The 12,846-nt window shown below is 48.2% G+C and carries 12 protein-coding genes; all 12 read right to left on the bottom strand.

Annotated elements, in window-relative coordinates:
- Nucleotides 1-46: 46 nt before the first annotated feature.
- A complete protein-coding gene (locus tag Q0698_RS10300; protein WP_298636425.1) occupies nucleotides 47-1,882 on the bottom strand; it encodes an arylsulfatase in 1,836 nt (611 codons plus the stop codon).
- Nucleotides 1,883-2,124: 242 nt separating this feature from the next.
- Nucleotides 2,125-2,532, bottom strand: a complete 408-nt coding sequence (locus Q0698_RS10295; protein ID WP_298636424.1) for a hypothetical protein — start codon at nucleotides 2,530-2,532, stop codon at nucleotides 2,125-2,127.
- The gene (locus Q0698_RS10290) at nucleotides 2,529-4,745 is read right to left on the bottom strand and encodes a hypothetical protein (RefSeq protein ID WP_298636422.1); all 2,217 of its coding nucleotides are present in this window, start codon (nucleotides 4,743-4,745) and stop codon (nucleotides 2,529-2,531) included. The genes Q0698_RS10295 and Q0698_RS10290 overlap by 4 nt, the downstream gene beginning before the upstream one ends.
- Entirely contained in the window at nucleotides 4,717-5,355 is a 639-nt protein-coding gene (locus Q0698_RS10285; RefSeq protein WP_298636421.1) for a fimbria/pilus periplasmic chaperone, read from the bottom strand. The genes Q0698_RS10290 and Q0698_RS10285 overlap by 29 nt, the downstream gene beginning before the upstream one ends.
- 83 nt (nucleotides 5,356-5,438) lie before the next feature.
- Complete coding sequence (locus Q0698_RS10280; protein WP_298636420.1) at nucleotides 5,439-5,897, bottom strand: spore coat protein U domain-containing protein; 459 nt, start codon at nucleotides 5,895-5,897, stop codon at nucleotides 5,439-5,441.
- Between the two features lie 286 nt (nucleotides 5,898-6,183).
- Complete coding sequence (locus Q0698_RS10275) at nucleotides 6,184-7,914, bottom strand: Na(+)/H(+) antiporter subunit D (protein WP_298636419.1); 1,731 nt, start codon at nucleotides 7,912-7,914, stop codon at nucleotides 6,184-6,186.
- Nucleotides 7,901-8,158 carry a hypothetical protein gene (locus tag Q0698_RS10270; protein WP_298636418.1) on the bottom strand — a complete coding sequence of 86 codons (258 nt, stop codon included), beginning with the start codon at nucleotides 8,156-8,158 and terminating at the stop codon, nucleotides 7,901-7,903. The genes Q0698_RS10275 and Q0698_RS10270 overlap by 14 nt, the downstream gene beginning before the upstream one ends.
- Nucleotides 8,159-9,670 (bottom strand): monovalent cation/H+ antiporter subunit D family protein, encoded by a 1,512-nt coding sequence (locus tag Q0698_RS10265; RefSeq protein WP_298636417.1) that lies wholly within the window; start codon nucleotides 9,668-9,670, stop codon nucleotides 8,159-8,161.
- A complete protein-coding gene (locus Q0698_RS10260; protein ID WP_298636416.1) occupies nucleotides 9,667-11,184 on the bottom strand; it encodes a monovalent cation/H+ antiporter subunit D family protein in 1,518 nt (505 codons plus the stop codon). The genes Q0698_RS10265 and Q0698_RS10260 overlap by 4 nt, the downstream gene beginning before the upstream one ends.
- On the bottom strand, nucleotides 11,184-11,540 hold the full coding sequence (locus tag Q0698_RS10255; protein ID WP_298636415.1) for a cation:proton antiporter subunit C: 357 nt from the start codon (nucleotides 11,538-11,540) through the stop codon (nucleotides 11,184-11,186). Before Q0698_RS10255 ends, Q0698_RS10260 begins: the two co-directional genes overlap by 1 nt.
- A complete protein-coding gene (locus tag Q0698_RS10250) occupies nucleotides 11,537-12,517 on the bottom strand; it encodes a DUF4040 domain-containing protein (RefSeq protein ID WP_298636414.1) in 981 nt (326 codons plus the stop codon). The genes Q0698_RS10255 and Q0698_RS10250 overlap by 4 nt, the downstream gene beginning before the upstream one ends.
- Nucleotides 12,517-12,846, bottom strand: coding sequence for a monovalent cation/H(+) antiporter subunit G (mnhG, locus tag Q0698_RS10245; protein WP_298636413.1), 330 nt, complete (start codon nucleotides 12,844-12,846; stop codon nucleotides 12,517-12,519). The genes Q0698_RS10250 and mnhG overlap by 1 nt, the downstream gene beginning before the upstream one ends.

Genomic DNA, 12,846 nt, shown 5'->3' with positions numbered 1-12,846 from the left:
ATGGCTTTTTTCGGCCCCGTACTTATCGCAGTCATTAAGTTATCTATCATATGGGTCTCTTCGTCGAGCCCATGCGACTTCGAATAAGGAATTTTAGGCCACGATACAGTCCATAAACACCTAGCATGATCACTAGATTTAAGGCCAAAATTAGGTACCAATAGTTGGCGATAATCGCGAACGTAGCATTCATGGTGATTTGGCTTCGTGCGGTTTCGCCGGGAGCTAATTGATAGACACCGACGTCGTCTTGATAGAGTTCAAACTCAGCTAACATATCCTGAAATAACACAGGGTACTGGTTCGCAACATTTATTGTTTCACCAGGGTCACTGGCGACGTCGTAAAGTGCCCATTCTCCATCACCGAAGGGTGGTAGTGTTCGAGTGATCTTCCAATTACCGCGATATAGCGCGGCGTTTCCACTCACCTCGATAGCGAAACCTTCGTCCTCTCCATAGACCTGGTCAGTTTCTCCATGCAACAGCGGTTTTAGGCTTCGACCAGCAAATTCGTCGTGCTCGAGCGGCAAGCCTGCTAGATCCAGAATAGTCGGCGTGATATCGGCAACGTGTGCCATGCTATTCACAAACCCTCTGTTTTCAATACTCGGGCCACTTATTACCATGGGCACCCGAACGCCACCTTCTGCGGCACTGAACTTAAACAGGTGAAAGGGCGCCGCAGATACCGATGCCCATTCGTGACCGATAGCTCCCATGCTGCCAGGTTCTCCTAGCGTCTCGTAATCTAAATACCAACCTTCGTAGGCCATCCAAGCAGTTTCAAATAGTCGTAAAAATGGCGGAGAGGTTTGCCCAATGGTGTTGTATTCGGGGCCGTTATCGGACGTGACAATCACAATAGTATTTTCGAGCTTGCCAATAGTTTCTAGATGACTCAATAGCCGTCCTAGATGAAAATCCGCTGCTTCCATCATGCCCGCATTCACTTGCATGCTTCTAGCCCACCATGACTGCTCTTCTTCACTTAAGCTATCCCATGGCCGCTGGTTATAGGTAGGCTCTGCCAACCGCGCGGTATCCGCAACTAAACCCAACTCAATGGCACGGTGGAAACGCTCTTCTCGCATGGCATCCCAGCCACGGTCAAAGACTCCGTCGTACTTGTCCCGATATTCCTTAGGTACCTGAACTGGAATATGTAGCGCTTGGAAAGATAGGTAACTGAAAAAGGGCTGATCGGAATTGGCATCGTTAAGATAGCCAATCATCTTATCGACGATATCCTTCGATGAATAAAAGTCCTCAGGGAGCGTGGTGATTCGCTCACCATCTTCAAACCATTTTGCCTCGGTATTCAGTGGGAGATAGGATTTGCTCTCATAATTACTGGCGCCGGTGGCATCTAGCACAAACGACCTATCGAAGCCAAAACGATGAGGTAAGTTAACGCCAATATCGCCAATACCCCACTTACCGGTAATAAAGGTTTGATAGCCTGCTGATTTGAGGCGAGTTGCAATAGTAGGTTGTGAATCTTGCCAGGTCATGCTGTAAGCCGGTGCTTGGCGCATATCGTCAGTTAGCGCTTCCGTTAAGGTGCCAATGCCCACATCATGGTTATCCTGTCCAGTCAGTAAGGCGGCCCGGCTAGGCGCGCACAACGGATAGGTATAGTAACGAGTGAACATAGTTCCTGCTTGTCCAAGCGTATCGATATTAGGGGTTAGGGTGTCACTCCCGTAGGCCCCAAAATCCATAAAGCCGGCATCATCCAATACAACCAGTAATATATTTGGTGCGGCTGAAGATGATGACGGTGTCCTACTCTGATCATCCAGAGCAAACACTGATAGAGGGAGCAGGCAACTTAGTACAGCGAGGCAATATAGCTGTTTTAAACGAGTAACCGTTATCATGTAAATGATCTCTCAGGAGCATATATTATTATTGTTTTTCATGATGTTAACAGAATAATTAGTGCATAACCTAGTACCTAGCAGCTTCATTTTGGAGCAATGTGATCACTGCAAATAGTGCTTTTTAATGGCGCTCATACGCTATGAGGAATTGATGCTTTAATGTGCGGCGAGATCGTTCAGAATATAAGCCGACTCTTTGGAGTGACAGCTACTCAAGCTAACCGTACTGATTCTAAATATTAGAAGGTAAGCTCAATCTCAATATTATCACTATATCGACCGGATTCTAGTGACGTACTGACAGGAAAAGCAAAAATTGTAACGAGGTAGTATTGCGAAAAGCCGCCACTAAAGGCTCTCCGGTTACAATAGTTCTGTGCACCTGAGTTTACATAGATATCGTAGGGGATTACAGATTGTCGACGTCGCAACTGACAATTGTTATTCGAGTGAAAGCTTAGCGTAATCGCTTTATTGTTAGCGCAGCTAACACGCATATTAAGATTACTACTGGATCCGGTGTTGGGGCGATAATCTCCCAAATGCTGGTTTTGCCCGCCTTCAAAACTAATGTTACACGCGTTGGAACCTGCACTAACGAAAAGGAATACCAGTGAAATTATCTTGGCGGTGAATTTAAGCTTCATTGAGTTTCCTCGTCTATGCTAGCCCCTCGGACTTGGCAGTTGGCTTTACTCACTTTCAGTTGATGCTGATTTAAACTTTCCAGAGCGAGCTCACAGAGGTAATCACTATTTTCTAATTGTAAAACTGAGGTGATCGATGCGAGTGTAAGTTCGCCATAGAAATTACCATTATTACCAACGCTGTAAAGGTTGCCAGCAATACTAAAACTGGTACCAAGCGGAAGAGCCTCGCCGTTGGCCAGGACCAATCGCGTGTTTAAGATAAGCACTGGCTCAAGAGAGAAATCGTAAATAACCCCTCCTCGGTAATACGCAGCCTTGTCACGTTGCTCCTCGCTACGCGTTCTCAAGAATGGGTCGATCGATTGATAATAGGGCCTAATAGCAATAGCTTCATAGCTGGCAATATTTGTGAATATAACAGAAGTTTTGTTACTGCTTAACGAACTTGAACGGACTTCCACCTCTTCAGGGTTAGCGACAAGCGCAAAACCGTCGACGATTGTTGGACCGGCAAAGTGGAAGTTTTCAATAAATCCGACGGAGCCTCTCATCGTGACTCTGCCGTCAGCGTCTCCGTCGGACTCCTGTGCATAGACATAAAAATCGGCAAAATCGGCGTGGTAGTCAATGTCGGCATAGTTCACGGTACGATCAGTATCTCTGGCTACACCAGCGCGATAATTCGGAGTATAGCGGTCGATACCGGTTGATGAATATTCTAGACGCTGCTGATTAGACTGAGGCTGATAGGAACCATATCCTCGTAGACGAGACCTTCGATCCAAACGGAACTCAAAGCCGAGTGCCACAAAGAATCCCGAACCAAAGGAGTCCTCTTGATAGCCAGTTTGGAGGTTAAAGGAGCCCACTTCATCGTTGGCATAAAATTCTACCCCTGCACGTCGTGTAGAGCTTACCTGAGCACTGAAGTCCTCAAAGAATACGCCATAGCTTTTATTGCCCTGATACTGGCGGTAGCGAGTCAAGTGGCGTTCACTTCGTCCTAAACCGGGTAAATCGGGAGTTCTTTGGGTAAAGAAGGTGAGTTGGTAGTCTGCGGTGGTTCGTTCCAGGTTAGCGCTATACCCATGACTGTAGTCATCGAGATGAACAAGATGATTACTACCGATACTCAGTAACCATCTGGATGCAGGCGTAGAGGTCCACTCTGCGTCAAGTGAGCGCGTGTCATCGCTCGCGAGAATCGAAGCACTCACCGTATTTCGCACATTGATACCGTAGCTTATGCCGCTAGAAACAAAGACTTCATCTCCGAACATTGATTCGCTGTCTGTCTCACCAAGGTTAACACTCCATTCTTTAGTACCCTCAGGAAGCATATCCGCGGAAAAATAATAGGGTGTTGTAATCTGCGTTACACCCTTCGTGGGAGATTGATAGGTAGCACTGATTTCACCGTATCCGTAGCGGTAAGCCACCTGATCGACTCTGTAAATACCGGGTTCGGAAAGCGTTGCTGCGGTAGCTTGGTCTACAAAGAGGTGATCATTTTCATTGATGCTCACATCCAGGTAGGGTGAATTGAACCAAGTTTCCCGTGGGCGAAGCGAGCGTTGTGTGCCATAGCGAAGCCCATCAAAGGAGATGTAGGGCCCGAATGCCGCGCCTTGCCAACGAACATCGCCTACGGTTAAGCGCGTTCCCTGCTCTAGGAAGTCATAACTAATATCTCGATCATCAAGATAATGCTTATTGTCAATATAGTAGGTGTTTGCTGACGCACTTAAGGGGCCGTTAAATACAACCAGTCCAAGTGCTGCTGACCAGGTATTACTCTGGAATGAACTCGCACTGACCTCATAATTAAAATACGCACCCAAATTCTTGTCAGGAGTTGGACGCTCTTTTACCGGATAAATCGATCGGGTTTGGCGCAGGCTGGAGGCAAGGGAGAGTTCAACGATTAGGTTACCAACATCGTCATTACTGATGTCACCGATGACTCCCAGAGAATTCAAGGAGAGCCAATCACATTGGCTAAAGTCATAGCCTGGGATTAGCGGCGCGATATCCGAGCAAGCAACTAGATAGCCTTCTTCCGAGGATTTAACTCGTAAATAGTTTGATTGAATTCTGTTATCAATGGAGAGCCTAGCGACCTCTATGTCGTGGGAATCGCTTCGAGCAAACGTACTGATAATTAGTAGTAATATCCCACCACTAAGACGGGTCAGGTTCGATGAACTCATAGAGGCCTTTACAGTCTATTGAACTTAGATCAGCATCTGTGGCTCGTAAAATCTGGCCGGGAAGAATCACATTGGTGAGCGGAACAATGCCCTCATAGGCACTCGAGACTCGAATTGGGTAGCTGGAGCTATTTGTTAAGATATGATCGCCGTCCTTAACAGAACATTGAACGCTTTCCGCCGTCCTGCTATCTGGCGATGAACTGTTCGTAGGCCAATCGTATACCGGAAGGTTATAGCTGATGGAGAGATTTACGCTCCCTTCCGATGGCTGCAACTTGGTTTCTTTAATCACCAGTCGAAACCCTCTAACTTGTTCGCCCTGTTGGACGGAAGAGACGATCGTAAAGCGTTGACTTTCCCCCGGCTCAAGCCTTGCTATCGATGGCATGACCATTAGGGACTCTGGGTCTTCTATCTGTTTGGCAACGCCGTCCCCACCCCACTCAAGTATGGCGAGCTCATAGAGTGCGACTTCGGTGCCGTCATTCGCTACATTTATAAAGCCTCGGCGAGCCTCAGCCAAATCAACCTGTAAGGGTGAGACGAAACTCGCGTAGCTTGCCGCCGACAAGAGCCCACATATTAAAAGAAGCAGTTTTATTATCATTGTTTGTCTTTCTTAAACAGGAGGCTCGTAGTAAGCCTCAGTCTTCGATGTGCCTAAGCAACGTTACGGATTATTATCGACAGCTAGAAGGTATAGGTAATATCGACCGTGTCCGTATAGGTTCCTGGAGGTGGGATAGTAGCTAGGGTCGAGCGCCTTGCGGTGAATTGGGTGGTAACGGAGCTTGCTGCTGGGACGTTCGTCGATACCGTATCTGTATTCGATACTGCGGTACCATTAGCTAGGATCTCGTAGGCAATTTGGTCACTGGCGTTAGCTACCATGTAGCGGGTAGTTCCTGAAGCACCAGAGCTTACAAAGGTTAAGTTACCGTTAGCGGCGGTGGTGCACTCGATAGTTACGTCAAATTGTTCATCGCTTGAGGCAGAGGAGACAAGTGACCCGAAGTCTACATTGGTGGCAGTGATACCACAGCCTGAGCCTACATCAATGGTCAAAGTGATTTGTGTCGAGGACGTAGCGGCCATCGCGTTGGCGCTGAATAAAAGTGGAATGGCTAAAACTAGAGGATAAACTTTCATCTTCGTACAATCTCCGAATTACTTTGCAGTACTTTCTAGCTAACATTTTTTGAATGTCTAATTTTTACTCTAGACCGAGATATTAAGAAAACAAATTTTTTGGGTGGGAAAGGCAGAAGCGATTGAGGTGGGATGCCCAGGAAGATGGCAAGATGAATGTTATTCCTCTAGCCAATCCTAACGTAGGCTTTGCTGAACACGTTCGAACAGTGATGAACAGGCTAGGACGACAAAGGAATTTAGCCACGAAAGCATCAGCTGCGTTAACTGACACTTTCGTCTAGGATTAAACTAGCCCGAGTAAGTAGTAGAGCAGTAGATAAGCCGCTAGCAACACCGCAACCCATCCTACCATCGTCTCAATAGGCCAAAGCTTAGCAAAGTAGCCCTTAGGTTCACCCGACTCAGCGTCGTAGGAATTCGTAACAATTTGCTTAATCGACCGCACCACAGAAGCCTCAAAACTGCCGTAGGTAGCAGACAATTTAGTGCCTACACGTTGGAGTAGATTGGGTGCGAGTTTGCGATAGAACCAGTCGGCATCGAGGTTCGTTGACGGTAGCTCAGGTGGATAAAGATTACGCAGGTTCAGCCATACGAACGCTAATGCGGAGAAGAACAATAGCTGTAACTGTGTTAATACGTGGGTTAAATCGTAGGGTTGATAGTCATGTTCCCACGGCAACAGGGCATAGACAGTTTGCGCCGGAAAGGTTCCTAGAATGACACAGGCGACAGCCCCTAGCGTCATGGCGATAAGCATATTCTTTGGCGGCTCGGTAGTTCGAATACCCGAGTCGTGAGCAAAGAACGCGAAGTATGGGATCTTGATGCCCGCGTGGTGGAATACGCCCGCCGCGGCAAATAGGAGCAACAGCCAGATATAGTCATAGCCCTCTTCAATGGCGGCTGCCATGATCATGGACTTAGATACGAAACCGCTGAACAGCGGGAAGGCGGAAATCGATGCGGCGCCCACAATGCACAAGATGGTAGTTTTCGGCATACTTTTATAGAGCCCGCCGAGTTCCGAACCATTGATCTTGCCGGTCATATGCAATACCGCGCCCATGGTCATCATAAGTAAACCTTTAAAGATCACATCATTAAAGGCATGGGCTACGGCGCCATTAAGCGCGAGGGCGGTACCAATGCCAATGCCAACAATCATGAAACCAATCTGGTTAATCAAGCTATAGGCCAATACTCGCCGGAGATCGTTTTCAATTACCGCGAAGAAGATAGGGAAGCAGGCCATAGTGACCCCAATCCACACCAGAATTTCTTCACCAGGGAAGCCGCGTGCAAAGGCATAAACGGCTACTTTGGTGGTGAAGGACGCTAAGAAAATGGTGCCCGATGGCGTAGCTTCGGGATAGGAATCCGTAAGCCAGTTATGCATAAATGGGAAGGCGCATTTAATACCAAAGGCAACAAACATCAACCAAGCGCCAACTTCAGCAATTCCATCATGCGCCAAGCCGATTTGGGTAAATAACAGGCTGTCGTTAACGTGAGCGAAAATCAATACACCTGCCAGCAGAAGTACTCCTGACAGAACTTGAACAATTAAATAACGTATTCCAGCGGAGTAAGCTCTATCAGTTCGCCGTGCCCAGATGAGGAAGACAGACGTTAGAGCCAGTAGCTCCCAAAACACGAAGAGGGTAAGAAAATCTCCGGCAAACACCGCCCCCACTGCACTACCAGCATAAGCCAGGCCAGCCACGTGTTGGACTGTATCCTTAACGTGCAGGGCATAAATGATGGCAATTAAAGCGGCTAGATGGAACAGGTAGCCAAACATTAGGCTGAGCTTATCCACCTTAACGGGCTCAAGGGTGTAGCCCATAAACTCCATAGACCAGAACACCCCGTGCTCTAAGCCCATTAGATTGAGCGCACCCACAATGGGGGCCGCCAACATAATAATATTGCGGGCCCAACCTCTGAGGGACAGGGCGGCTAGGGCTCCCAGCATTAGCGGGAGAAACGGAATTACACTACTTATCATCATAGTAATCTTCAGAGCGCATCAAAAATGTACGCATCCATTTGGCGACGAACACCAATAGGGAGCAGCCTACAAAGCCGTAAATGGCATAAAACGCGGGAATCTCTTCCCAGCTGTGATAGATATGGCGGTGAACCACGAAATCTGCAATGACTAAAAGCACACACAGTACATAAAACACTTTCAACATCTTTTTGACGTTGTCTGGCTTATCGAACCAGCCACTCGAATCGTGATGATCAGACATTTAGTCTCCCCCCATATTCGTAGAAACACCCGGAATTAAATTGATTAGATCGATCAGGGGTTGAGGATAGAAGAACAAAGCCAAGCAGCCGAACGAAGTGACACCTATGGCAATCAACATCGGTAGTGGTGCCTCCTGGGTGTCGGACCAGCTCCAAGGCTGAGCGTCAGCTTCCGGCTTCGTAAAGAAGGCTTTAATGGGAATGGGTAAGAGGTAGGCGATGTTCAGCAGTGAACTGATCATCAACGCTGCCACCACAAATAGCTTGTCAGCTTCTAGTGCTCCCAGTGTTAAATACCATTTACTCCAGGTTCCAGCCATGGGCGGTAAGCCGATAATACTAATGGCGCCGATGGTAAATGCAGCAAAGGTTAGTGGCATTTTTTTGCCCAACCCTTCCATCTCGCTAATGTTCTTCTTGTGGGTGACCACCATGATGGCACCGGCACAAAAGAACAGTGTAATCTTGCCGACAGCGTGGGTGGCGATGTGTAACGCTGCCCCAGCACTAGCAATAGATGTTGCCAGCAGAGCACCAACCACGATATAGCTTAACTGACTGATAGTGGAATACGCCAAGCGCGCTTTAAGGTTGTCTTTAGTCATGGCGATACAGGATGAAAGCAGGATGGTTGCCGTACCGATATAGAGCATCATGTCGGTGGTCGCTAAACCTTGAAGCGTATCCAAGCCAAAGATATAGATCATGACCTTTAAGATACTAAACACACCCGCTTTCACTACCGCCACAGCATGTAATAAGGCGCTTACCGGCGTTGGTGCAACCATAGCGGCGGGCAACCATCGATGAAACGGCATGAGTGCTGCTTTACCAATGCCGTAGCAGAATAGAACAAGCAGTACCGCGAGCGCTATTTTGCTATGAGAATCATCAAAAATTCCCCCAGCACGAAAATCTAAGGTTCCCGCCAGGCTATAGGTACCAAGCACTGCAAAGAGCAGGAAGGCGATGGAGGTGCCCAACAAAATCCCAAGATAAATCCGTCCGCCGCGTTTGGCCGCCTCATTCCCAGCGTGGGTAACAAGCGGGTAGGTGGTCAGGGTGAGGACTTCGTAAAAGATAAATAGCGTGAGCAAGTTGCCTGCAAAACAAATGGCCATCACGGAGCTTATTGCCAGCGCAAAGCAGCAGAAGAAGCGAGTTTGGTTCGCCTCATTGTGCCCGCGCATATAACCAATGGCGTAGATGCTAGTGATAATCCACAGGAAGCTGGCGACTAGTGCGAACAGCACGCCAAGCGGTTCGACCTCAAAGCTAATGCCCAGCCCCGGAAATAGCTCAATCACATCCAGCCGCATGTCGGTACCTTGGAAGGTATGATCCGTGATGGCGAGGATAATGCTGAACAGGATTGTCGCGGTGGTGAGGGTTATGGCTTCTCTTAGGTTGGGAATCTTCCCAGTGGCGACGACTAGTAATGCGCCCACGAGAGGCACTAGTAGCGATAGAGTGATGAGTTGTGATGGGTCAATACTTTGCCAGAGGTTCATGGTGACACTTCCTGCACGCTGGCCGCAGTATCACTACTCTGGAATAGCCACTCTGCGGCGCTGCTGGCCGCCTCGGTGGTAAGGCTGGTATCAACGCCGAAATAAATATTGGCGAGTACAAGAACCCACATCGGTGCCAGCATAAGCCACGACACTTCCTTGATTTGCGTAGCATCCTGCGACTCAGGTAGGTCTTGAAAATAGGCGGCTTCCAGAACTCGACCGATATAGATAACGGCCAAGAGAGAACCAACCAAGACTAATGCCGCTAAAACCCAGTGGTCCTGTTCAAGCGCTGCGCTAACCAGATACCATTTACTTACAAAGCCAACGGTAAGTGGCACACCGATAATGCTGAGACCGGCAATAGTAAAGGCGCCCATTGTGAGCGGCATGTGCTTCCCTAGGCCTCGGAATGCTTTAATTTCAACGGAACCGACACGATAAAACACCGCACCCACGGCCATAAATAAAGCCCCTTTCATCAGCGCATGGTTGAAGATATGGATGAGACTAGCCGTCAACCCCATCACACTGACTAAGCTAAGCCCAAGAATCATGTAGCCAATTTGCGCAACACTACTATAGGCCAGCATGGCTTTAACGTTACTTTGCACCGCGGCGGTATAGGAGCACTTGAAAATAGCGACAATCGCCAACGCCATTAGGATCAGATCCATCCCCATTTCGTCGAACACATAGTTCATGCCGAATACGGTAAAGATAAAGCGAATCATTACGTAGACCGCTACCTTGGTGGCGGTACTGGCTAGAAATGCCGTCACGGCGGAAGGTGCATGGGTATAGGCGGCTGGAAGCCACATGTGTAATGGGAAGAGCGCAAGTTTGATGCTGACGCCTACCATAATAAAGGCCAAGCCGGTGTTGATGGTACGGCTGCTTTCGAGGGCGTCTATTCTAACGGCCAAATCTATCATATTCAGCGTGCCCGTCATCATATAGAGCATGCCTACCCCAATCAAAATGAGGGTTGCGCCAATGGTGCCCATTACGAGGTAGCGGAACGCCGCGGTTAAACAGCGTCGGTCAGCTGCCAGACTCACCAAGGTGTAGGTGGCGAGCGACGAAATTTCTAGGAAGACGAAAAGGTTAAAAGCATCGCCGGTAAGTAAAATGCCGGAGAGTCCGGCCAGACATAGTAAGTGAGCGGTGTAATACAAGCCGCGGTTCGCTGACGCTACCTCTTTCTTAACACTAACCTTCGAATAGATCAAAACCAGCGTTGATAGGGCGGACACGACTAACAATACAAAGGCGTTCGCGGCATCTACGCGTAATTCGATTCCCCATGGAGGCGCCCAGCCGCCCACGGCATAGCTCAAGACGCCATCAGCGAGTACGGCTGTGAATAGCTGCCAGGAAAGGAAGAAGGCACAGGTACTTATAAAGGTTGCGAAACCCCACACCAATGCAGTGCGGCCTAAAAGAATTGCGATGGGCGCGGCAACTAATGGTAAAAGAATTGGAAGTAGAGCCAAGTGTTGATCAAGCATTAGACCGCGTCATCCTCATTTTGAAATTCATTTTCTTCAACAGTTCCATAGGCGCGTTTGATGCGAATAATGAGTGATAACCCCAAGGAGGTTGTTGCCACACCTACCACAATAGCGGTAAGGATGAGTACATGCGGTAAAGGGTTTGAATATTGCGTCACACCCTCTACTAAGATCGGAGCCGTTCCGCCCGCAACATTGCCCATGGAGATATAGAGCATGAAAACGGAGGTTTGGAAGATGTTTAGCCCCACTACTTTCTTAACCAAATTATTAGCGGTAATGACAATGTAAAACCCGGTCATCATCAAAAACACCACGACCCAGTAGTTGTAATAATCGAGAATAAAATTCACTGGATATTTGCCCTCTCGGCCTGACTACTGACCGCATAAAAAATACTGAGCATCACGGCAAACACAGTGATACCAACACCGAGCTCAATGATGATAATACCGTAGTGTTGTCCAGCTAAAGGGTCTGTGACGAGCTTATTGTAATCCAAAAATTCCCCGCCCTTAAACATACTCGTTATGCCAACACCGGCATAAAGTAGCACGCCGAAGGAGGCCATGAACTTTAAAAACTTAGGGCCAACGACAGCGAATGCTTTGGGCAGCCCATACACTAGGGCGTATAAAATAAAGGCGGCGGCGGCAATTACCCCTGCTTGGAATCCTCCTCCGGGGCCAAAGTCGCCATGAAACTGCACATAGAGTGCAAAAAGAATCACCAGCGGGATGATGAATTTGGCAACAACCTGAAGGACGTGATGATCCGTTAAGCCGGATTTAGGTAGAGTATCTTCTTCCTTTCTACGAATTCCTAACAGTGAAAGCACGCCAATTAGCGCCGAAAAGACCACAACGGTCTCGCCTAGCGTATCGAAGCCACGATAACTGGCTAGCACCGAGGTAACCATATTAGGAAGCCCGATTTCCTTGGGGGATTCTTCAATATAGCGAGGCGCAACGTGCTCGTGAACCGGATTGTTTGGATGCCCAAAAGGAGGCATGTCAAGCGTGCCATAGATGAGCGCTGCACCGGTAATCCCAACGACGATTAGCGCTAGCAACGGGGAGCGGGAACTAGATTTTTCCTTCCTACCTGTTATCGCCAGCGTACCCAACATTAAGACCGATGAAATACCGGCACCCACTGAAGCCTCAGTAAAGGCGACATCTACGGCGTCAAGGTTCACGAATATCAGTGCAGACAAAAAGCTATAGATGCCGAATAGCATGACCACGGCAAATAGGTCCTTTAGAAAAATAATTCGCAACGCAGTGAGAGCCAGCATTGCTAGCAATGCTAAATCAATCCATACATCCATTAATCCACTTGCTCCTGTTTGGTTTCTTTAGCTTCAGCCAAAGTTAGAAGGCCACCATGACGCGCAGATTTAGCAAGTGCATGAGAAGCAGTGGGGCAGGTGATCATTAAAAATGCGAGAATAAATACCAACTTCGCAGTGTTTAAATCAAAGGATGTCTGCAGGAGTAAACCCGAGAGAATTAACATAGCAGAGAGGGAGTCCGTGATACTTGCTGCGTGCACACGTGTGAAGAAATCAGGGAACTTAAAAAGTCCTATCGCGCCACTCAGCCCGAAAAATACCCCTGCAAAGAGAAGGCCGCTACTTATAAAATCTAACAAAAACAT

The sequence above is a fragment of the uncultured Umboniibacter sp. genome (assembly GCF_947497555.1).
In the GTDB taxonomy this organism is placed as follows: Bacteria; Pseudomonadota; Gammaproteobacteria; order Pseudomonadales; family DSM-25080; genus Umboniibacter.
This window is presented reverse-complemented; position numbering and strand designations above follow the sequence as displayed.